This window comes from Desulfothermus sp., from assembly GCF_053993635.1.
In genome coordinates this window covers 1-21,989 of sequence record NZ_JBMYBT010000110.1, presented here as the reverse complement: position 1 = coordinate 21,989, position 21,989 = coordinate 1, and the positions used below count along the sequence as shown (strand labels likewise).

Below are 21,989 nucleotides of genomic sequence, written 5' to 3'. Positions count from 1 at the left end.
AACGGGCAATATTATTGTATACTATTAATTGCTTTAAAAATCCTAAAATTTCTTGACTTTGATATATGTTAAAATTACTAATTTAAAAATTTTTAAATTCTGTTATAAATGTTAAATTCTGTTATAAATGCATAAAATGAACTTTCCAAACAAACTTATAGGAGCCAGATATGTTTGAAAATATCCCAAGGCCGTGGTTAGACCATTATGATGAAGAGGTAAGACCTCATATTGAATATGAACATCTTCCTATTTTTGGTTATTTAATGAGATCAGCCAAAAAATATCCAGACAGACTGGCAGTTATTTTCCAAAATAAAAAGATCTCTTATAAGAAGCTAAATTATTTAACTGATTTAATAGCTACCAACCTTAGAAAACAAGGGATCAGAAAAGGAGACAAGGTTGCAATAATGCTCCCAAACCTTCCCCAGACAATTATAACCTATTTTGGTGTACTAAAAGCAGGTGCAATAGGTGTTATGACAAATCCATTGTATATGGAAAGAGAACTCATACATCATTTCAATGACTCTGAAAGTCGTTTTTTAATCGCACTTGACAGGTTATGGCCCAAGTTAGAACCATTACTTCCAAAATTTTCCCTTGAAAAGATATTTTTCACATCAATATCAGAAAGTTTGTCGTTTCCCTTAAATCTACTCTATCCCATTAAGGCAAGAAGGGAAGGCACTTATGTTCGGGTTCCATATAATAGTAAAAATATTCTCAAATGGAAATTACTTTTAAAAAAGACTGCTTTAATGGAACCAGAACACATAGATCCATCCAGTGACCTTGCCCTCCTTCAATATACTGGCGGAACCACTGGTTTATCAAAGGGAGTTATGCTAACCCATGACAATTTAACAGCCAATATTCAGCAGGCTGCAGAGGTTTTAAATAATATTGGTGGAGAAAGACATGAGGTCTTTCTCTCTTTACTTCCTTTTTTTCATGTATACGGACTCACTGTGTGTCTCAATCTTCCCACACTACTTGGAGCAACAACCGTCCCCTATCCCCAATTTGTTCCCCAAGAAGTTTTAAAGGCTATAAACAAATACAAGCCAACCATATTTCCATCTGCTCCGGCAATATTTAAGGTGCTTTTACAACAAAAAAATATAAATCAATTCAACCTTACCTCTATAAATTACTGTGTAACAGGATCTGCTCCCATGCCCAAAGAGCTATCTAAAAAATTTAAAGAGATAACAGGTGCCGAAATAATAGAGGGTTTTGGACTCACTGAGGCCTCACCTATCACCCATTTAAATCCTCTAAAAGGCAAAAAAAAGTTTGGATCAATTGGCCTTCCTTTTCCAGACACAGATGCTGCCATTGTAGACATTAAAACAGGCACAAAATTACTTCCTTCAAATGAACCTGGCGAGCTCATTATAAGAGGTCCCCAGGTAATGAAGGGATATTGGAAAAAGCCTGAAGAGACCAAAGAGACCTTACGAAATGGATGGCTTTACACTGGAGACATTGCGTATATGGACGATGAGGGATATTTTTTTATTGTTGATAGAAAAAAAGACCTTATAATTTCCGGGGGATACAATATTTACCCAAGGGAAATAGAGGAAGTTTTATATGAACATCCCAAAGTGGCTGATGCTGCAGTAATAGGAGTAAGCCATAAAACAAGGGGAGAAATAGTTAAAGCGTATATAGTACCAAAACCTGGCGTTACACTAGACAAAAGAGAAATAATTTCTTTTTGTAGACAAAAACTGGCAAACTACAAAGTACCAAAAAAAATTGAAATCCGAGATGAGTTGCCAAAAACAGTAATAGGTAAAGTGCTAAAAAAAGATTTGAGAAAGGAACTAAACAACAAACCATTAACTGAAGAAGACCTGGACGTTCAGGAGGATTTTGCTGGTAATGAAGATAAAGAATAGAAATAAAAACAACCTAATATCTTTTATCTCAGTGCTTATCATATGTCTTTTAATCCCTATTCTTATAAGATTCATTGAACTTCCAAAGTGGCAAAACAAGGCCTATGAAATTAATGGTGAAAAACTAATGGCCACTCATGATGCATATTACTACATGGCATCTGCTATAAAAACAAGTAGAAATCCCAATGAGCCATTGGGAATAATTACAAGGTATATTTCAAGAACAACAAATATTCCTATAGGCAAGATGGCATTTTATATCCCTGGTATATTTTGTTCTCTTTTGGCAATACCTTTAGTTATACTTGGATATAAAAACGATGTGTTAGAAGGTTCAATTGTAGCAAGCATTTTGGGCTCATGTTGCCTTGGATATTTAGGGCGAAGTAGACTAGGGTTTTTTGACACAGACTTTGGGGTGTTGGCACTCTTTGTTGCATTTTGTTGTTCCATAATTATTTGGCTTGAGAACAGGCAAAAAAGTCAGATACCTCAGCACCTATCAAACTTTAAATTGCCCATTCTTATAGGTCTTATTGGATATTGCTATATTTGGTTTTATGGAAGTGGAAAATCCCTTGTTCTTTTCTCTATTCTATTGAGTACTATTTCTCTTATGATTCTAAACCATACAGAAAGACTTTCCATCTTTGATTCCATCTGTGGTATCATTGTAATATACATATTTACTTTTGGTATCTTAAGCGGAATAGGAACTATATTCCTATTAGGTAGCTACAGAAAAATTGCAAAAAGTGTAGACAACAAAATAGAATGGCTGATTTTAATCTTAGGAGGAGTAGCAGCATCCATTGAAGGATCCGTACACATGATTGTTTATGGAGGAGTAATTAAGTTTTTAAACTATGCCAAGATACTACCTCACTATATCAGCTCATCTAAGACCTATTCTCTTCAATTACCTAGCGTACTTCAAAGCATAAAAGAAGCACAAAATCTAAAGTTTTCAGAAGCAGTTATAAGGATGAGTTATAATTGGCCTACATTTATAATTGGAGTATTGGGGCTTATCTATCTTGTAATCAAAAAGCCATCACATCTTTTGTTTCTTTTATTTCTCTTACTGGGAATTCTATCCATAAAATTAGGAAATAGATTTGCAATGTATGGAGGTATAGCCATAGGCGTTGGACTGGGATTTGGAATTGGTCTTATGTTTAAAAATCTCTTGTCCAAAACTGGAAGATGGCTCTTCCAGATTGTATTATCAATATTAGTCTTAATACCGATTGTGCAAATATCATTTAAATTTACTCCGAGTCCTATTTTTCCCAAGATATATGCAAAGACCTTTGTAGAGGCGTCTAAAATAGTTCCCAGAAATGGAAGACTATGGCAATGGTGGGACTATGGTTATGCATGCCAATACTACGCAAAAAGGCCATCCTTTGCAGATGGAGGAATTCATGACGGTCCTTTTCTCTATCCACTGGCGCTTGTTCACACATCAAACTCTCCACTACTTGCAAGCAATCTCATTAAATATATAACAAAGAGTCAGGTAATGGAATATAATAAAAACAAAGAAAAATATGATAAAAACGCAAAAGATGTTTCTTTAATCTGGAAAATCTATTTAACAGATCCAATTTCTCAATTGGATAAATTAGGGTCTAAAAAAGCACAGCGATTTTTAAATAATTTGAAAGAGAAAAAATTAAATATTACAAATATTCCGCCCCAATATCTTGTGTTTTCATGGGAGAATTTAAAATTGGCATACTGGATAAGTTATTTTGGTACCTGGGATATTGTTACAGGTACACCATTTCCTGGTAAAATTCAGAGTCTTCATGGCAAAATAAGTATAAATATAGGAGACGGTATTTTAATAGCAAACAATAAAAAAATAAAACTAGATGGATTAATTATTGTAGATGGGAAGGGAAAAACACATGAATATCGTTGGTCTTCTGGATCTGATATCTACGGCATATTAAATAATATATCTAAAGAATTCTATATAATGGACTCAACAATATATTTTTCTAATATGATACAGATGCTCTTAAAAGACCCATCCCCGTTCAAGCCACATTTCCGTTTGCTTGTAGACCACTGTCCATGGACACGGGTCTATAAAGTTAAATAAAGCAGGGGTCTTCCCCTGCTTTTTAATCTACCTGCTTTCTTATAAAGGAAGGAATTTCAAAGTCTTCTTCATCTTCAAATATAAAATCGTCTTCTCCACTTGCAACAGAAACTTTTTGGTTCTGAATAAAATCTTGATCATCTTCCACACTTCCGGACTTCTTCCTGATATATGCTGGGATTTGTCTCTCCTCATCAGAAGCTGCAGGAGCTGGTCTTCTATTTATCTGTTTAGGCCTATTTTCAAATCTCCTCAAATTGCTAATCCTCTTCACACCAGAAGAATCTATAGCTGAATCAATTGTTTTTTCTCCATTTTCTATTCCAGTGGCTATAACAGTGATTCTTATTTCATCACCACAGTCGTCCTCAAACACTGTTCCAAAAAATATCTGGGCATCTTTGCTAGCTGCTTCATAAATAATATTTGCAGCTTCATCAACTTCTTGAATTTTTAAATCTGGTCCTGCAGTAATATTCATAAGTATTCCCTGGGCACCATCAATGGACACATCTTCCAGAAGCGGACTTGTAATTGCCTTCATTGCTGCTTCCCTTGCCCTGCCTTCTCCACTCGCAATACCAGTGCCCATAAGGGCGAGGCCCATTCCCTCCATTACTGCCTTTACATCTGCAAAATCCAAATTTATAAGACCAGGAACTAAAATAAGATCAGATATGCCCTTAACGGCATAGTACAACACCTCATCAGCCTTTTTCAACATCTCCACAAAAGTAGCATTTTTAGATGCAAGGGAGAGTAATCTATCATTTGGAATGGTGATAATACTGTCCACCACTTCCTTTAAATTTTTTATCCCTCTCTCTGCCTGCTGCAATCTCTTTGGTCCTTCAAAGTAAAATGGCTTTGTCACAACCCCCACTGTAAGGGCCCCAAGTTCTTTAGCAATTTGAGCTATGACCGGCGCAGCTCCTGTACCTGTTCCACCTCCCATTCCTGCTGTAACAAATACCATATCACTGCCTGTTAAAAGTTCTTTAATAGCATCTGCACTTTCTTCAGCTGCCTGTCGCCCAATTTCAGGATTTGCTCCAGCTCCAAGTCCCTTTGTAAGCTTTTCTCCAAGCTGAATTTTATACTCTGCAATTGAATTCTTAAGGGCCTGAACATCAGTATTAGCAACTATAAACGACACCCCTTTTAAAGAAGAATCAATCATATTGTTAACAGCATTGCCTCCACCTCCCCCTACTCCAATTACTTTTATCTGGGCATTGCCCTCTGGCACTATTTCCATATGTTCCATAACTCCCTCCTTTTATTTCCCTTGGCAACATTTATCGGTGATTCGCTTCCACCTATTTTTTTAACAAAAACCCGTTAAATTAGTTCAAACTAACTGTCATTATTATTTAAGTTAACTAATGTCCACAAACCAATTCTTCATCTTTGACAGAAGTCTATCAAAGACATTTCTTTCTCTAATCCTAAAGCTAGTTGAAAAATTTTCCTTTTTTGCTCCATAAAGAAGCAGGCCAACAGCAGTGGCATATTTAGGACTCATAACAATATCTGTAAGACCACCCATACCCCTTGGATAACCAATTCTAACAGGCAGACCAAATACTTGCTCTGCTAACTCCACTATACCATCGATAAGCGAGCTCCCTCCAGTTAAAACCACGCCTGCACCAATCATTGGCTTGTAGCCAGACTTCTCTAATTCTTGATCCACCAAAGCAAGTATTTCTTCAATCCTGGGTTCACAAATTTCAGCCAGGGTCTTCCTAAAAAGTCTCCTGGGTGGTCTGCCTCCCACAGTGGGAACATCAATAACCTCATTATCCTGAACAAGATCAGTAAGTGCACACCCATACTTTTTCTTTATCTCCTCTGCAGCACTCATTGGGGTTCTCAAACCAAAGGCTATGTCACTAGTTAGATTGGTACCCCCCAGGGACAAAATTGAGATGTGTTTTATTGAATCATTTGAAAAAACAGCAAGATCTGTTGTACCTCCTCCTATATCCACCAGGGCCACTCCTATTTCCTTTTCCTCATCAGTTAAAGTGGCATAGGCAGAGGCTAAAGGCTCCAATACAATATCTGCCACATCTAATCCGGCCTTATGGCACGAACGAATAATATTTTGAGCACTTGATACTGCACCTGTTACAATATGCACCTTTACTTCCAACCTCACACCAGACATCCCAAGTGGATCCTCGATACCACCCTGTTCATCTACTATAAACTCCTGGGGGAGTATATGTATCACCTCCCTGTCTAAAGGAATAGCTACAGCCTTTGCTGCATCTATAACCCTTTCAATGTCATTCCTTGTTATTTCCTCCCCCCTGACAGGAATGACCCCATGACTATTAAATCCCATTATATGGCTACCTGCTATCCCTGCATACACTGACCTAATCTCACACCCACTCATCTGCTCTGCCTCATCTAAGGCATCCTTTATGGATTTCACAGTTTGTTCAATATTCACAACCACTCCCTTTCTAAGGCCAGAAGAAGAACTCTCTCCGCTTCCAATTATATTTACCCGTCCACCTTTGTTCTCCCCAATAACTGTACAAATCTTCGTAGTTCCAATATCCAGACCAACTATGATCTCTCCTTTTGCCATGAATTGTCCCCTATTTAATTTTTTATAAATCAATTTCTAAATTGCACCCAACCTAAGTAATTTATTACTGTAATTTTCTTTATATTATTTCTTCTTAAAATTCTCTTTATATCACTCCACATCAACTTTGCAGTACTAAAACTATTAGATATATTATCAACATCTATTTTCCATAGAATCTTATTTTTATAGTCATAAAACTTTATATAAATATTTCCTATATATACCCACCCTACACTATCTATACTTATTGGTATGTCTTTTGTTAAATAATTACTTATCTTAGAAAAAAGTTGTTGATCCTCCATTTCTAAAATTGGTAAATCCAATATTTTATTCCCAAATTTTGCTATTTTTGTCCCATCCTTATCTATATAATACAATGACCTTTTTTCATGTAAGATATATACTGGCTCTCTTTCAGTAACATTAATAATAATCTTATTTGGAATTATCCTTTTTATCATCACATCTTTTATCCACTTATCTTTTAATAATCTTTTTTTTATTTCAAAAAGATTTATATCAAATATATTTTTCCCATAACTAATGTTTATTTTTTTCAATATATCCATTTTAGTTAAATTTTTTAATCCATTTATCTCTACATATTTTAAAGCAAAAATCTTTGTAGTAGTCACATACTTATAACTCTTTACTAAACTCCAACTTATTGCTAGAAAAAAAGCAATTATAAATGTATATAAGAACACATATTTTAATATTGTTTTAAATTGTCTTAATATTTTGACAGATAATTTCTCCTGTTTATATATATTTCTTGCCATGTTATGACAAAATTTTAACTTCTAAATCGAGATTTATTCCAAAATTTTCATACACTTTTGACCTTGCTATTTCTATAATTTCCATTGCTTCAGAAGGAGTAGCCTTGCCTTTGTTAATCAAAAAATTTGCATGTAGGTCTGAAAACATCATATTTCCTACTGAAAATCCCTTCATCCCACTTTTTTCCAAAAGATATCCAGCAGGATACTGGATAGGATTTTTAAAAACACATCCACAGGTCTTAGATGTAACTGGTTGTGTCTTCTTTTTATTATTGTAAGTTTCCTTTATCTTCTTTAGAAGCAAATTTTTACTTGATTTCTTTAAACACATGGTCACAGAAACAACACACCATATTCCTTTAGACATAGGTGGTATAAATTTTCTATATGAAATTTCTATTTCGTCTTTAGAATAAGTAACAATACCTATATCCTCATGCCAAAGGGTAACTTTAGATATAACATCAAATATTTCAGAACCATAAGAACCAGCATTCATACATACAGCGCCTCCAACACTCCCAGGTATTCCAATTAAATTCTCTAGTCCCATATATCCCTTTCTCACACTCCACATAATAAGTCTTTTAAGTAAAACCGAAGAGCCCACTTCTATGATTACACCATCTTCCTTTTCCCTTATTACCTCCAATTTCTCATTTAAAAATTTAATTAAAAACAGTGGCAAAAAGCTTACTCCAGGGACCACATTGGAACCCTTTCCAAGGAAGATACCTTTTACGTTATTTTTCACTAAGAAATTTGCTATTTCCTCCAGATCATCAATACCTCTCGCCTCAATTAGACCTTCACACCTGGACATAATCCCTATGGTAGTTAATTTATCGAGAAAAGGTTCTGAGATTATCTTCATACTGCACCTTTTTCATGAACGTATGCCACTCCCACCTTCCAAATATTTCCAGCCCCTAAGGTGAGAAAAAGGTCTCCAGGCCTAAATATTTCTCTGGCCTTTAAAAGACACGTGTTTAAGTCTTCACAATAGAAAACATTGGTATTGCTAAGTTGTCTGATTCCCTTGGCCAGAGACTCACCATTCACCCCAGGAATGGGATCTTCTGAAGCAGGATATATCTCAGTAACGAGCAATATATCAGCGAGTTCAAAAGATTTACAAAAATCACCGTAAAGTGCCTTAGTCCTTGTATATCTATGGGGTTGAAAGGCAACAACCAGTCTCTTTTCTGGATACATTTGTTTAACTGTTTTCAATGTGGTCTTTATTTCTGTTGGATGATGACCATAATCATCAATTACTACCACCCCATCTAACTCACCCCTTTTTTCGAGCCTTCTACCAACTCCTTTAAAGCCCTCCAGACCCTTTAGGATATCTTTTTTAGAGATACCAAAGTGATTGGCTATGCCTATAACCCCCATTGCATTTAAAACATTGTGCTCACCAGGGACACCTAATACACATTCACCCCAGAATTTGTTTGCAATAAATATCCTGAATCTGGATAGAGCTCCTTTTTCTACTATCTCCCCTCTGATTGTGTTGTGTTCTTTAAACCCATAAGTAATTATGGATCTCTTAACTTTTGGCACTAGTTCCATTATATTTTCATCATCTCCACACACTACATTTACCCCATAAAACGGAACCATATTCATAAATTTTAAAAAGGCAGCCTTTATGGAATCTAGATCTGGATAAAAATCCATATGATCAGCATCTATATTAGTAACCATAGAAACAATGGGAAACAAACAGAGAAAAGACCCATCAGATTCATCGGCCTCGGCAATTAAATATTCCCCTCGCCCCAAAACTGCATTTGTGCCATATGCATTGAGTCTCCCGCCAATAATCACTGTTGGATCCAGTCCTGCTTCCATAAAAACTGTTCCAAGGAGGGAGGTAGATGTGGTCTTTCCATGTGTTCCAGCAACAGCAATACCTGTCTTTAACCTCATGAGTTCAGCCAACATCTCAGCCCTTGGGATAACAGGTATGGATCTTTGCTTGGCCTCTATTATCTCTGGATTATCTTCTGAAATAGCACTGGAAAAAACAACTACTTCAGCATCTTCAATATTTTTTGCACTGTGACCTATGCTCACTTTTGCCCCAAGTTTTTTAAGCCGCTCAATCACATCGCTATCAGCCACGTCTGAGCCAGAGACACTGTATCCTAGATTTATTAATACCTCTGCTATCCCGCTCATTCCAGATCCGCCTATTCCAATCATGTGTATTTTTTTTATCTTTTTCATAGCCTTATTTCTTATCCTTTTTTAACATCTACTAAGTTCAAGTATCCTATGAGTTAGTCTTATAGTTGCGTCGGGTTTAGCAATGGATTTTGCAGCCTTTGACATCTCTTTTAACTTGCCAGGGATAGCAACTAGATCAGCTACAATATTTCCCAAAGAACCCCTTTCTAAAAAACTTTGTTCTACCACCATTGCCCCACCCACCTTTTCTAAATATTTGGCATTTTTTCTCTGGTGATCATTGGCTGCATAAGGGTAAGGTATTAAAATACTTGGCTTTCCCATTGTTGCCAGCTCAAAAATAGTGGATGCACCTGCCCTACACACCACAAGGTCAGCCCAGAGATAAGCTTCTGTCATATCATCTATAAAAGGAACCACCCTGTAGTTTTTCAGACCAGCAGACTTATATACAGACAAAACCCTTTCATAATCTAATTTTCCTGTTTGGTGGTAAAGACTAACCCCCATACTCTTAAATAAAGCCAATGATCCTAACACTGCATCATTAATTCCTTTTGCTCCCTGGCTTCCTCCAATAATCAGCAAATTTATCTTCTTATTTCCCCCATCAATACTACCGTTACTTACTTTTGCAGCCTCAATTATTTCTCTTCTCACAGGATTTCCCAACACCTCTGTTTTGTTTTTATCAAATATTCCCACATCATCTGGAAAACTCAAAAATACCCTATCAACCCTTTTTCCTAAAAACCTATTTGTAAAACCTGGGTAACTATTTTGTTCGTGTATGCAGGTGGGTATTCCCATTTTCCAGGCCACATAAACTGGAACAAATGATGCGTAACTTCCAAATCCAACCACTGCATCTGGTTTAACCTTTCTAAGCCACAGAAAACAAATGATCATGCTATACAAGACAAAACCCATATTTGATATTGCCCTTATACCCTTTCCCAAAATCCCCTTTACAGGGAGTAGATATATTTTATAGCCTGCATCTGCCACTAGCTTTTGTTCCTGGCCATATTTCCCACCAACAAAAAGGACTTCTGCACTTTGTAGAGCAAAATGTTCAATTTCCCTGGCCACAGCTAGGGCAGGGAATATGTGACCACCTGTACCACCTGTTGCTAATACTATTTTACACTTTTTGGTTTGTATCATTTTTCTTAATTGCACTTAAAATTAACCCTATTCCAATTGAAAGAGCCAAAAAATTTGAGCCTCCATAGCTTAAAAAGGGCATTGCCAATCCCTTTGGTGGAATCATGCCCAACACAACAGAAATATTCAAAAATGCTGAAAACACAATTACAAAGGTAATGCCCGCTACTAAAAATTTATCTTTGAGATCTGGCATATTAACAGAAAGCTTCACTCCCATATATAAAATAGAGATAACACATAAAAAAACCAGACTTATTCCCAAAAAACCAAGCTCTTCACCTAAGACACTTAATATAAAGTCGGTGTGTGCTTCAGGAAGAAAAAATAACTTTTGCTTACCATAGCCAAGTCCAACCCCTTTAAGCCCGCCATTTGCCAGACCATATATTGACTGTACCAGTTGATAACCTTCCTTTTTAGCATGCTCAAATGGATGCAAAAAGGCCTTCCATCTCATCAGCCTATAAGGAGATGTAACAACCATAACAATTGCAGAACTCGCTAAAAGAATTAATGAACATATCCAATAAAGAAGCCTTGTGCCTCCAATCAAGCTCATAAAAAAGAATATGCAACATAAAAATACTGCACTGCCAAAATCAGGCTGAATGATCAAAATAGATGCAAATATAATAGTCACTAAAATTGGCGGCAGAAAACCAATACTAAATTTCTTTATCTTTTCCTGTTTTTCGCCAAAAAACCAGGCAAAATACATTGTCAAAAAGATCTTTGAAAATTCTACTGGCTGAAGAGAAAATCCCAAAAAAGGTATCCATCTACATGCACCGTGAACTTTATGACCTATTGGAGTCAATGTTAAGACCAATAATGTAAAACAGATCAACAACCAAAAATATCTAGTTGCATAAAAAAATCCTGTTGGTATCATGGAGACTATATATATGGCAACAATTCCTATTATAAAAAATATGAACTGTTTTTTTATAAAAAAGTACCCATCATTAAACTTTGATGCAGCATAAATACTACTTGCACTAAATACCATAATGAGTCCTATTATCATTAATATTGCAATTGGAACAAGAATAAATTTATATGAAGATAGATTTTTATTCATATCTTTTATTTAATCTTTTCCATTAAACTCTTTACTACTTTTTTAAAACAATTTCCCCTCTCTTTATAATTTTCAAACATATCAAAACTTGAACAACCAGGGGAAAATAAAATAACATCTCCACTCTTTGACAAGTTAAATAACAACGATACTGCTTGTTTTATGTCCTTTACTTTATGTACAGGAAAATATTCATTCCATTTTTCATAAAATATATCAGCACTCTGTCCAAAAACACATGCATGGGATATCTTATCTTTAATACACATCCCTGTTCTTTTTGGATTTCCACCCTTTAATATACCGCCAACAATTAATAAAACAGGGTCTTCAATTGAATTTACAGCCGCTTCTATTGATTTTAGGGTTGTTGATTTTGAGTCATTATAAAATTTAACTCCATTTAATTCACCTACATATTCAAGCCTGTGTTCAAAAGGTCTAAAATCAGAAGCAGCCTCTATAAACTGTTTTTTACTTATCCCCAATTCTTTACATACCAGATATGCTGCTTCAATATTTTCAAGATTGTGTTCTCCTATTAAATTTTTTAACTTAAAATCTGCTCTTGAAAAGTATTTAACCTGTGAATTAAATGTGAATCCATTTAAAAATGGCTTTAGATTCATATTTATTAAGGCAACATCATCTGATAACTGATTTTTAAATATATTAAGTTTACATGTAAGATATTCATCAATGTCTTTATGAAAATCCAGGTGATTTTCAGAAAAATTTAAAAATACAGAAATATTACATCTAAAATCATTTATATTTTGAAGCTGAAAGCTGCTGAGTTCAAGAAGTACAATTTTCTTTCCTCCGTGTAAAACATAATCACTCAATGGAATTCCATAATTTCCACCAACAAAGTGATCTATCTCTAGTTTATTTAAAACCCAGGAAATAATTCCAACTGTAGTAGTTTTACCATTTGTACCTGTTATACCTATTATTTTCTCATCTTTTAAATAACTATATGCAAATTCTATTTCTGATATAATAGGTATTTGAGAATTCAAAAATTCTTTAATCTTATGTACAGGGACACCTGGGCTTAAAATCACAAGATCAATTTTTGAAAAATCACTTTTTTTATGTTCCCCTTCAATTATTTTAATATCTCTATTATAAAGTTCTTCTCTTATATAAGAATCAATAACTCCTTTTTTTTGTTCAAACAAAATGGTTTCAAAACCCTTTTTTGAAGCCAATTTTGCAGCAGCTATTCCTGATATGCCACCGCCAATAACAGCTACTCTTTTTGCATTAAATTTATTCATAATTTACTATCTTAGTTTTAAAGTACTAAGTGCTAACATTGCAAATAGGATTGAAAGTATCCAGAACCTAACTATAATCTTTGATTCTGGTATGCCTTGCAGCTCAAAGTGATGATGAATAGGCGCCATTTTAAATACCCTTTTACCACCAGTCCATCTGAAATATGCAACCTGAATAATAACTGAAAGGGTTTCTATTACAAAGAGCGCCCCAACAATGGGTAAAACAAGTTCCTGTTTGCACAAAATTGCCAGAAATCCAAGGGTCGCTCCAAGGCTTAAACTTCCCACATCACCCATAAATACCTGGGCAGGATAGGCATTAAACCACAAAAATCCCAGGCCTGCCCCCACCAATGAGGCACAAAAAACTGTAACCTCTCCTACCCCAGGTACATATGCCACCTGAAGATAGTGAGCGATTTTTACATGTCCTGCAACATACAAAAATACTGCAAGACACCCAGCAACAATCACGGTTGGACCTATTGCAAGCCCATCAAGACCATCGGTTAAATTTACACCATTTGAAGAACCCACCACCACAAAAAGGGCGAATAGAATATAAAACCATCCAAGATCAGGATGGATCCACTTAAAAAAAGGAAAATAGAGTTTGCTTGAATAGCCTGGGAGCTTTATCAAAAGTGTAAGGGCAATAATGCCAATGATTACCTGGGCTAAGAACTTAAAACCTTTAGTTAATCCCATATTGTGCCTACGAACTACCTTGAGATAGTCATCAATAAATCCAATTAGACCAAAACCAACAAATACAAAGATACAAAGCCAGATATAGGGATTTGTCAGATCTGCCCAAAGAAATACAGAAGTCAAATGGGCCATCGCAATAAGTATTCCTCCCATTGTAGGAGTACCCTGTTTTGTTTGATGTATTACAACATCTTCCTGTATGTATTGTTTGACCTTTAATCCTTTAAGAAACTCTATAACTCTTGGTCCAAAATAAATAGCTATTAAAAGAGATGTTAACATTGCGTAAATAGATCTAAAAGTAATATATCTGAATATATTAAAAACAGAAATATAGTCTGATATGGAGTACAGAAGATGATACATCATCTTTTTTATTTAACCTTTGTCCTTTATTTTTCTAATTAAACCTCTTATTATATCTTCTAACTGAATTCCCCTAGATGCTTTAGCCACAATAGTTCCGTGATGTAAATTCAATAATTTAAATTTATCTAATACCTCATCTACATCTTTAATTTTATATATTGGAATATGACGACCTACAGTTAATACACCTTCCTTTATGTCTTTATAAAAATTACCTTTATAAAACAATACATCTACATTACTCCTTCCAACTAACCTGCCCAGATTTCGATGTTCATATATCGCATCATCTCCTAACTCTAACATATCTCCTAAAATAGCTATCAAAGGTCTTTTGACATTTACATTTGATAAACCTAAAAATAATTTCTCCATTGCCATTGGATTTGCATTGTAACAATCATCTAAAATCAAAAATTCATTAACTTTTAACCATTTATTTCTATGTTCTGGTAGATTAACTTGAGATATACCCTCTTTTATATCTTCAATAGCAACTCCTAATTTATATGCAACTGTAGCTGCAATTAATATATTTTCCTTAAATATACTTAGATTTAAAGGACTAACAACATCTATTTTTATACCATCTAAACTGAGATTAAACTTTCCAAACATATTTTCATCTATACCATCATATTTTATATTATATTTTGTTCTATCTCCAACATCTACAGTTTCTATATCTCTTTTTTTTACTTCCTCTACTAATTCAGGATAATCGCTATTTATTACGGCAAATCCACCTGGTCTCACAAAATCTAAAAGTTTTGCTTTCTCTTTTGCAACTCCTTTTACAGAACCAAGCCCCTCTAAATGAACTGGTCCAATATTGGGTATGCATGCAATATCAGGAGCAACGGCTTCTGCCAGCTTATCCATTTCATTTTTATAACTTATGCCTAGCTCTAAGACCCAGAAATCTTCCTTTCCTGTAAATTTGAATATTGATAGAGGGACTCCTATATGATTGTTCCAGTTTTTAAAATTTTTTCCTGTATTATGATTTATTGATAATATTGAATAAATCAGTTCCTTTGTGGATGTCTTGCCACAACTGCCTGTAACACCAATTACCTTGCCTTTAAATTTAAACCGCAGATGTTTTGCAATGGTCAAAAGGGCCTCTTCAGTATCTCTTACCATTATTATTGGGATTTTCCCTTGTAAATCCCTTAACATTTTCATGGCCACAATGGCTCGTGCCCCTTTTTTCACGGCCTCTTTCGCAAAACTGTGGCCATCCATTTTAGAACCCTGAAGACAGACAAAGAGATCTCCTTTTTCCACAAGACGACTATCAGTCTTGATAGAGGTAAATTGAATGTCTTCAAATTCTAAATAATTACCTATAGATCCAAGTATGGACCCAAGTTCATATAATCCTAATTCCATCAATCCAATATCTCCAAAACAACCTCTTTATCCATAAATGGATATCTCACACCCTTTATCTCCTGGTATGTTTCATGCCCTTTTCCTGCTATTAAAAGGACGTCGTCTTTATCTAACATCTCAATTGCCCTTTGAATTGCCTTTTTCCTGTCATCCTCCACAAAATATGGCCTTGATCCATTTATACCAACTAAAATATCCTCAATTATTTTAACTGGTTCTTCAAATCTTGGATTGTCTGAGGTAACAATAACTACATCACTGTATTTAGATGCTGCCTTCCCCATTTTAGCCCGTTTGGTCCTATCCCTGTTACCACCGCAACCAAAAACCACAATAACCCTTTTAAAATCCATTTGTCTTACTGCTTTTAATGCCCTTTCAAGACCATCTGGTGTGTGGGCATAATCAATATATATATTTAATCCTTGTTTGTTCTCCACTTTTTCCATTCTGCCTGGGATATTAAATTTTTGTTCAAAGCACTGAAAAACATCTGTCTTAATGCCCATGGCAAGACCCACCCCCTGGGCAGCAAGGAGGTTGTATACATTGTGTTTTCCAATAAATGGAAGTTCCAATTCCCAGGATTCATTTCTGTATCTAAACTTAACTTTTTGCTTTCCTCTAAAACTCATTAATATCTCAGCACAAAGGAGATTTTTCACATTGGAATCATTGGAAGAAATAGTGTAACCAATTACTTTTTTATTGATATTTTTTATAAGTCTTTTGCCGTAAGCATCATCTACATTGATGATGGCTGTTCCTTTTTTTCTCAGATATTTTTGAAATAGTTTTGTTTTTGCTAAAAAATAATCCTCCATATCCTTATGGTAATCTAAATGGTCCTGGGTTAGATTTGTAAAAACTGCAAAATCAAATCTCAAACCAGCTACCCTATCCTGGGAGAGTCCATGGGATGATACTTCCATCACTATTGCATCAACACCCTCAGATCTCATTTTAGAAATAATTTCGTGTAACTCCAAACATCCTGGAGTTGTTAAAGGGGCATCTTGAAGGTGATTTAACCATCTATAATTTATAGTGCCTATTACTCCTACTTTTAGACCAACATATTTTAGAAGATGTTCAATAAAATAAGATGTTGTTGTTTTTCCATTTGTCCCAGTAATTCCAATTAGAATAAAATCTTGTTTCTCTGTTTTAAAATATGCAGAAGCAAGCTCTCCAAGAGATTTTTTTGGATCATGTACATAGATAACTTCCCTATCTTCCATCTTGGGGATGCACTCTTTGTGTTTTTGGCCCACTACAAAATATCTTGCACCCTTTTTATACGCATCTTCTATAAATCTTTTGTTTTCATCTAAAACAACAAATAGATCTCCAGGTTCAATTTTTCTAGAATCTACCTGAACCTTTAAACCCTGTCTTACTTTTTGTTTTAAAACGTCCCAGTCCATGACTATAAATATCTATTTTTAGTTATTTCCCATCCATAAGATCACTTTTTTACCTTTTATTGGAGAGCCCTCTTTTGGATATTGTTTTACAACTACAGGACCTTTGTTTTTTACCTCAAAAATTATATGTTTTTTGGAGAGTAAATGAATAACTTCTCTTAAACACATTCCTCTTAAATCTGGCATTTTTGAACCCTTTAATATCCATTTTTCAGGAAGATGAGGAGAATTTTTATCTTTATTCTTTGAATCAACAGCCTCTAGCACATCTCTATTTAACGAGCCTTGGGTTAAAGAGGTGTCTAAAGGAAAGATTTTTTTAAAGATCTCCCTGACAATGGGTGCTGCTACCACACCGCCGTATATATTTTCTTTGGGTTCATCAACCAAGACAAAGGCCAGATACCTTGGATCCATTGCTGGATAAAGACCAATAAAGCAGGCCACATATTTGTCTCTACTGTATTTACCATGTTCCACCTTTTGTGATGTCCCTGTCTTACCTCCAATTTCCATACCTTCAATACGGGCTAGTCGGCCTGTTCCATCCTTTTCCACCACATCTTTTAACACACCTAAAATTGCATCGCTTACCGTTCTAGAAATAACTCTCTTTCTTTGATTGTTATTCTCATCATAGTCTTTAATAAGATGCAAAGGTGTAAAAAGCCCATGATTTGCAATTATAAGATAGGCCCTTACAAGTTGCAGGGCTGTTGTTGAAATGCCCTGTCCAAAACTGATATTTGCAAGATCTACCTTAGTCCACTCAGATACATCCCTTAACATCCCTTTGGCCTCTCCTGGTAAAGGGAGTCCACTTGTAGTCCCAAATCCAACTTTTTTTAAAAAGAGAAAAAGTCTTTGAGCCCCTATATCAAGCCCTATCTTTGCAGCGCCAATATTACTGGAATATCTGACTATTCTGGATACAGATAACCACTTGTGTGGGTGTGTATCCCTGATTATCACATCCTCAAACTTCCATTTGCCCTTTTCACAATAATATATTTTATTTAAATCACACACCTTGTTTTCCATTGCAGCCGCAACTATGATGGGTTTCATTGTTGAACCAGGCTCAAACATATCCAGGGCTATTCTATTTCGCCATCTTGCTGGAGAGGAATTTCTAAATGAATTTGGATTAAAAAAGGGATATTGTGCCCAGGCCAGGATATTGCCTGTTTTAACTTCCACAACTAAGGCTATGCCATAATTTCCCTGATTTTTTTTAACTCCAGCAGCAAGGGCCCTTTCAGAGATTGTCTGAATCCTTGAATCCAGAGTAAGCTCTATATCTTTACCCGCTATTGAGCTCTTGAGTTGACCAGGTGCATATAAAAGATGCCCTTTTCCATCGCGCTGAACTAAATAATATTTTTTTTCACCAGAGAGTTGTTTATCAAGGCTCTTTTCCAGACCTTCTAATCCCTGATTATCAACACCTACAAATCCAATCAACTGCCCTGCCATTATTTTTTGAGGATACACCCTGGCCATCTCTTCTGTTAAGTGCACGCCTCTTGGATGCAAGTCAGCTATTTTTTTTGCCTGTTTATCTGAGATACGTCTTTTTAACCACACAAAATTTCTCTTTGTTTTGAGCTTTTTTTTTATGTATCTGCTGCTCAGACCTAAAATCTTTGCCAAAGTTTTACTGGTCTTATCTATGTTATCAATATCTTTAGGCACAGCAAAAACTGAATTTAATATCACACTGGTTGCAAGCAACACATCATCTGAAGTAAAAATATCGCCTCTTGGTCCATTTACTAGCTCTCTTTTCCAATATTGACGACTACTTTTTTTTAATAAATCCTTTCTCCAAACTATCTGGATGTAAAAAGCCCTTATCCATAAAGTTAAAATGCCAAGAAATAATGCGAAAAAAAGTATTCTTATCTTTATATTTATGATTGATAAATCTTTTTTACTTCCTTTTAATAAATACATTATTTAATTTTTCTTACCCTTGCAGGTTCGATATTTTCTAAACCAAGCCTATTTGCCAATTTTCTCAAATTATAAGGAGAAAATAGTACACTTGCCTCAGTCTCAAGTTTGTCCTTTAACTCTTTTTTCTGTTTGTATTCTGATTGTAATTTAGATATTTCATATTTAAGTGTAGTTTCTGTTACATTAATCCAGGTAATCAAAAAACATAAAATTATGGTAAAAATTACCTGAATAAAGCAAATAACAGTATATTTTTTCATAAAACTTCTGCAGCCCTTAGTTTTGCACTCCTTGCCCTTTTGTTTAATTCTATTTCATCGTCACTTGGAACAACAGGCTTTTTAGTAAGTATTTTTAGTCTTTGAACATGGTTGCATGTACACACCATCTGCGATGGAGGACAAATACAATCCTTTTGTTCCATTTTAAAAAAGTGCTTAACTATCCTGTCTTCCAGAGAATGAAAAGATATAATCACTATCCTTGCCCCGGGTTTTAAGATATCTAGCACCCTTGATAGAAATTCCTTAAGCTCATCTAATTCTCGATTAACAGCTATTCTAAGGGCCTGAAAAGTCCTGGTTGCAGGATGTCTTTTTGCTGTCCTCCTCCACCTTACAGGATACGCTTCCAAGACAATGGATGCCAACTCTTGTGTAGTTTTTATAGATCCCTGTCTTCGCCTCTCTACAATTTTTTTTGCTATTCTACCAGCCATTGGATCCTGACCATATTCTTTAATAATATCTCTCAACTCCTCATAAGGAGCAAAATTAACTATATCAAAACAGCTCTTCTCATCATCTGTATCCATTCTCATATCCAGAGGGCCTGGCAGGTGAAAACTAAAACCCCTATTTGGAGTATCCACCTGATACGAAGAAACACCAAGATCCAACAAGACACCATCTAATTTGGGCCACTTAAGACTATCTATAATATCAAAGACCTTAGAAAAACGAGAATGAAATAGCATAACTTTGGATAAGTAACCCTTTTGCTCTATATTTTTTCTTGCAATGTCTAATACTTCTTTGTCTCTATCCACTCCCAGGACAAAGATATCACCCTTGACTTTCTCCAACATTGAAATTGTATGCCCAGCACAGCCAATGGTTCCATCTAAATAATATCCTCCTTTTTTGATATTAAGGTACTCAATCGCCTCATTCTTTAAAACTGGTATATGAACATCTTTTTTACCATCAATATTACACATTTTAAATTTTCAACTCATAACCATTTTGATATAAATCATCTATAAGGGAATCAAAATCTTCTTCCACCTTACTGATCTGCATCTCAAACCTCTCCTGATCCCAGATCTCAAATTTGTGTCCAACTCCAGCCAAAACAATTTCTCGATTTAATTTAGCGTATTTTCTCAAATGTGGAGGAAGAAGTATTCTTCCCTGGCTGTCCATTACCACTTCTTTTGCTCCAGATATAAAAAATCTTTGAAAGTCTCTAAGTCTTCTATTTAACAGATTTATCTCATTAAAACTCTGTTCCAATTCAAGCCATTTGGGATATGTATAGCCAACTACACATCCATCAAGATTAGTCAGCATAATACGCCCTGCTTCATCCTGGGATAAAACTATCTCCCTAAATTCTGGCGGGAGTATTAATCTGCCCTTGGTATCCAGGGTACGATAAACATGTCCTCTAAACATCTCCACTAGTCTCCACTTCACTCCACATAATCCCAAAACATATGCTTTTGTCAAGAGGATTTTATAAAATATGCATAACAATCTAAAAAAGTGTTTACTATCAAAAACTTAAGAGCATTTAATTGTTATGGCCAAAGAAATATTAACACAGTAAACAAACTTACTACAATACATATTGACCTGAGCTGGTTTGACAATTATGAATAAAAACAAATTTTTTACAAAAGAGATCACCAGAAGAAAAAAAGGAGGTGGGGCATGAAATGTGAGAGGTGCTCCACAAAGTTAACTAAAAAGGAAAAAAACCCACTTGGTTTAAAGGAGATTTGTAACTCTATGGGCATAGATAAAAGGGAATTTAAGGCCCATTTTGCAACATTGACACATATATGGAACTGGCAGGTGCTTGAATGGTAAATGAGAAGGTATATGGAAATTAATATAAGACTTAGAAAAAAGTCATTTACCATATCAGGTCCTATGGATCTGGAAGTATATTGGGAAAAAATTTCAAGGGAAAATGAATTCTCAGAAGATGAAATCCCATATTGGTCTGAACTTTGGCCATCGTCTCTTTTACTGGGAAAGTTTATCTTAACAAATCCCCATAAATTCAAAGGGAAAAAGTGTCTTGATCTTGGATGTGGACTTGGTCTTGTATCAATGGCCTTAAAATATTCACAGGCTATTGTATATTCTCAAGATATCATATTTGAATCCCTTGTTTTTTTAAAAAAGAACTTTTCAACAAACAAACTTTCCTATCCTGTTTGTATTAAAGGTGACTGGAGATGTCCATGTTTTAAAAAACATAGCCTAGACATAATAGTGGCATCAGATATTTTATATGAAAAAAGGTTTCATATACCAGTACTTAAATTTATCATTTATACTTTAAAAAAAGGAGGAACAGCCTATATATCTACCCCCAAAAGAGAAGGTGCATTTGATTTTTTTAATCAAGCCACAAATTACAATTTAACATCCTCTCTTATTAAAAAAAATTCAATATACATAAATAAAGTTAGTACTCAAATATATTTGTGGAAACTAACTCCTATTAGTTCCTTATTGTAATTTATCTTCCTGTATATTGTCTCCTCTTCTGCAAAATCTCCACTTCCAAAACTTATCCTTATCACGGGATGGGGAACAAAAGCATACTTGTCATAAATATAAAGTCCATTAAATAACTCCTTATTACCTAAAAATATCTCTGATAAGGTATCCAAAAACAAACTCTTACCAAACCTACGGGGACGGGAAAGAAAATAATATTTTCCAC

The 21,989-nt window shown here is 35.0% G+C and carries 20 protein-coding genes; 4 read left to right on the top strand and 16 right to left on the bottom strand.

What is annotated here, in order from left to right; genetic code table 11:
• Positions 1-170 precede the first annotated feature (170 nt).
• On the top strand, positions 171-1,913 hold the full coding sequence (locus ACY2V1_RS08240; RefSeq protein ID WP_461834320.1) for a long-chain-fatty-acid--CoA ligase: 1,743 nt from the start codon (positions 171-173) through the stop codon (positions 1,911-1,913).
• Positions 1,897-4,029, top strand: a complete 2,133-nt coding sequence (locus tag ACY2V1_RS08235; protein WP_461834319.1) for a hypothetical protein — start codon at positions 1,897-1,899, stop codon at positions 4,027-4,029. The genes ACY2V1_RS08240 and ACY2V1_RS08235 overlap by 17 nt, the downstream gene beginning before the upstream one ends.
• A gap of 22 nt (positions 4,030-4,051) precedes the next feature.
• Here ACY2V1_RS08235 and ftsZ read toward each other — a convergent pair whose 3' ends face one another.
• The 15 genes from ftsZ to mraZ all read right to left on the bottom strand — a co-directional run bounded on the left by ftsZ (position 4,052) and on the right by mraZ (position 20,704).
• Positions 4,052-5,296 (bottom strand): cell division protein FtsZ, encoded by a 1,245-nt coding sequence (gene ftsZ / locus ACY2V1_RS08230; protein ID WP_461834318.1) that lies wholly within the window; start codon positions 5,294-5,296, stop codon positions 4,052-4,054.
• Positions 5,297-5,407: 111 nt separating this feature from the next.
• Positions 5,408-6,634, bottom strand: a complete 1,227-nt coding sequence (ftsA, locus tag ACY2V1_RS08225) for a cell division protein FtsA (protein ID WP_461834317.1) — start codon at positions 6,632-6,634, stop codon at positions 5,408-5,410.
• Positions 6,635-6,663: 29 nt separating this feature from the next.
• Entirely contained in the window at positions 6,664-7,275 is a 612-nt protein-coding gene (locus ACY2V1_RS08220; protein ID WP_461834316.1) for a cell division protein FtsQ/DivIB, read from the bottom strand.
• 148 nt (positions 7,276-7,423) lie between these two features.
• On the bottom strand, positions 7,424-8,299 hold the full coding sequence (gene murB, locus ACY2V1_RS08215; RefSeq protein ID WP_461834315.1) for a UDP-N-acetylmuramate dehydrogenase: 876 nt from the start codon (positions 8,297-8,299) through the stop codon (positions 7,424-7,426).
• Positions 8,296-9,666, bottom strand: a complete 1,371-nt coding sequence (gene murC / locus ACY2V1_RS08210; protein WP_461834314.1) for a UDP-N-acetylmuramate--L-alanine ligase — start codon at positions 9,664-9,666, stop codon at positions 8,296-8,298. The genes murB and murC overlap by 4 nt, the downstream gene beginning before the upstream one ends.
• 21 nt (positions 9,667-9,687) lie before the next feature.
• Positions 9,688-10,809 carry an undecaprenyldiphospho-muramoylpentapeptide beta-N-acetylglucosaminyltransferase gene (gene murG, locus ACY2V1_RS08205; protein WP_461834313.1) on the bottom strand — a complete coding sequence of 374 codons (1,122 nt, stop codon included), beginning with the start codon at positions 10,807-10,809 and terminating at the stop codon, positions 9,688-9,690.
• Complete coding sequence (gene ftsW / locus ACY2V1_RS08200; RefSeq protein WP_461834312.1) at positions 10,772-11,878, bottom strand: putative lipid II flippase FtsW; 1,107 nt, start codon at positions 11,876-11,878, stop codon at positions 10,772-10,774. Before ftsW ends, murG begins: the two co-directional genes overlap by 38 nt.
• Before the next feature lie 5 nt (positions 11,879-11,883).
• Positions 11,884-13,161 carry a UDP-N-acetylmuramoyl-L-alanine--D-glutamate ligase gene (gene murD, locus ACY2V1_RS08195; RefSeq protein WP_461834311.1) on the bottom strand — a complete coding sequence of 426 codons (1,278 nt, stop codon included), beginning with the start codon at positions 13,159-13,161 and terminating at the stop codon, positions 11,884-11,886.
• Between the two features lie 6 nt (positions 13,162-13,167).
• Positions 13,168-14,244 (bottom strand): phospho-N-acetylmuramoyl-pentapeptide-transferase, encoded by a 1,077-nt coding sequence (mraY, locus tag ACY2V1_RS08190; protein WP_461834310.1) that lies wholly within the window; start codon positions 14,242-14,244, stop codon positions 13,168-13,170.
• 9 nt (positions 14,245-14,253) lie between these two features.
• On the bottom strand, positions 14,254-15,639 hold the full coding sequence (locus tag ACY2V1_RS08185; protein WP_461834309.1) for a UDP-N-acetylmuramoyl-tripeptide--D-alanyl-D-alanine ligase: 1,386 nt from the start codon (positions 15,637-15,639) through the stop codon (positions 14,254-14,256).
• Entirely contained in the window at positions 15,639-17,069 is a 1,431-nt protein-coding gene (locus ACY2V1_RS08180; RefSeq protein ID WP_461834308.1) for a UDP-N-acetylmuramoyl-L-alanyl-D-glutamate--2,6-diaminopimelate ligase, read from the bottom strand. Before ACY2V1_RS08180 ends, ACY2V1_RS08185 begins: the two co-directional genes overlap by 1 nt.
• 18 nt (positions 17,070-17,087) lie before the next feature.
• The gene (locus tag ACY2V1_RS08175) at positions 17,088-19,025 is read right to left on the bottom strand and encodes a penicillin-binding transpeptidase domain-containing protein (RefSeq protein WP_461834307.1); all 1,938 of its coding nucleotides are present in this window, start codon (positions 19,023-19,025) and stop codon (positions 17,088-17,090) included.
• Entirely contained in the window at positions 19,025-19,288 is a 264-nt protein-coding gene (locus ACY2V1_RS08170; RefSeq protein WP_461834306.1) for a hypothetical protein, read from the bottom strand. The genes ACY2V1_RS08175 and ACY2V1_RS08170 overlap by 1 nt, the downstream gene beginning before the upstream one ends.
• Positions 19,285-20,247: a 16S rRNA (cytosine(1402)-N(4))-methyltransferase RsmH gene (gene rsmH, locus ACY2V1_RS08165; RefSeq protein WP_461834305.1), complete on the bottom strand. Its 963-nt coding sequence runs from the start codon at positions 20,245-20,247 to the stop codon at positions 19,285-19,287. Before rsmH ends, ACY2V1_RS08170 begins: the two co-directional genes overlap by 4 nt.
• 1 nt (position 20,248) lies before the next feature.
• A complete protein-coding gene (gene mraZ, locus ACY2V1_RS08160; RefSeq protein WP_461834304.1) occupies positions 20,249-20,704 on the bottom strand; it encodes a division/cell wall cluster transcriptional repressor MraZ in 456 nt (151 codons plus the stop codon).
• A gap of 258 nt (positions 20,705-20,962) precedes the next feature.
• Here mraZ and ACY2V1_RS08155 point away from each other — a divergent pair, with 258 nt between their 5' ends.
• The gene (locus tag ACY2V1_RS08155; RefSeq protein WP_461834303.1) at positions 20,963-21,121 is read left to right on the top strand and encodes a hypothetical protein; all 159 of its coding nucleotides are present in this window, start codon (positions 20,963-20,965) and stop codon (positions 21,119-21,121) included.
• A gap of 12 nt (positions 21,122-21,133) precedes the next feature.
• Positions 21,134-21,781: a class I SAM-dependent methyltransferase gene (locus ACY2V1_RS08150; RefSeq protein ID WP_461834302.1), complete on the top strand. Its 648-nt coding sequence runs from the start codon at positions 21,134-21,136 to the stop codon at positions 21,779-21,781.
• On the opposite strand, the gene ACY2V1_RS08145 is transcribed toward ACY2V1_RS08150, so the two are convergent.
• Positions 21,736-21,989: AAA family ATPase (locus ACY2V1_RS08145; RefSeq protein WP_461834301.1), on the bottom strand; the 254-nt coding region annotated here is incomplete at its 5' end. The two genes, ACY2V1_RS08150 and ACY2V1_RS08145, sit on opposite strands and share 46 nt — an antisense overlap.

What these genes read in the sequence shown, in the direction of transcription:
- ACY2V1_RS08240 (WP_461834320.1), top strand. Translation starts at nt 171, where the DNA reads ATGTTTGAAAATATCCCAAGGCCGTGGTTAGACCATTATGATGAAGAG.
- ACY2V1_RS08235 (WP_461834319.1), top strand. Translation starts at nt 1,897, where the DNA reads ATGAAGATAAAGAATAGAAATAAAAACAACCTAATATCTTTTATCTCA.
- ftsZ (WP_461834318.1), bottom strand. Translation starts at nt 5,296, where the DNA reads ATGGAACATATGGAAATAGTGCCAGAGGGCAATGCCCAGATAAAAGTA.
- ftsA (WP_461834317.1), bottom strand. Translation starts at nt 6,634, where the DNA reads ATGGCAAAAGGAGAGATCATAGTTGGTCTGGATATTGGAACTACGAAG.
- murB (WP_461834315.1), bottom strand. Translation starts at nt 8,299, where the DNA reads ATGAAGATAATCTCAGAACCTTTTCTCGATAAATTAACTACCATAGGG.
- murC (WP_461834314.1), bottom strand. Translation starts at nt 9,666, where the DNA reads ATGAAAAAGATAAAAAAAATACACATGATTGGAATAGGCGGATCTGGA.
- ftsW (WP_461834312.1), bottom strand. Translation starts at nt 11,878, where the DNA reads ATGAATAAAAATCTATCTTCATATAAATTTATTCTTGTTCCAATTGCA.
- murD (WP_461834311.1), bottom strand. Translation starts at nt 13,161, where the DNA reads ATGAATAAATTTAATGCAAAAAGAGTAGCTGTTATTGGCGGTGGCATA.
- mraY (WP_461834310.1), bottom strand. Translation starts at nt 14,244, where the DNA reads ATGATGTATCATCTTCTGTACTCCATATCAGACTATATTTCTGTTTTT.
- ACY2V1_RS08185 (WP_461834309.1), bottom strand. Translation starts at nt 15,639, where the DNA reads ATGGAATTAGGATTATATGAACTTGGGTCCATACTTGGATCTATAGGT.
- ACY2V1_RS08180 (WP_461834308.1), bottom strand. Translation starts at nt 17,069, where the DNA reads ATGGACTGGGACGTTTTAAAACAAAAAGTAAGACAGGGTTTAAAGGTT.
- ACY2V1_RS08175 (WP_461834307.1), bottom strand. Translation starts at nt 19,025, where the DNA reads ATGTATTTATTAAAAGGAAGTAAAAAAGATTTATCAATCATAAATATA.
- ACY2V1_RS08170 (WP_461834306.1), bottom strand. Translation starts at nt 19,288, where the DNA reads ATGAAAAAATATACTGTTATTTGCTTTATTCAGGTAATTTTTACCATA.
- rsmH (WP_461834305.1), bottom strand. Translation starts at nt 20,247, where the DNA reads ATGTGTAATATTGATGGTAAAAAAGATGTTCATATACCAGTTTTAAAG.
- mraZ (WP_461834304.1), bottom strand. Translation starts at nt 20,704, where the DNA reads ATGTTTAGAGGACATGTTTATCGTACCCTGGATACCAAGGGCAGATTA.
- ACY2V1_RS08155 (WP_461834303.1), top strand. Translation starts at nt 20,963, where the DNA reads ATGAAATGTGAGAGGTGCTCCACAAAGTTAACTAAAAAGGAAAAAAAC.
- ACY2V1_RS08150 (WP_461834302.1), top strand. Translation starts at nt 21,134, where the DNA reads ATGGAAATTAATATAAGACTTAGAAAAAAGTCATTTACCATATCAGGT.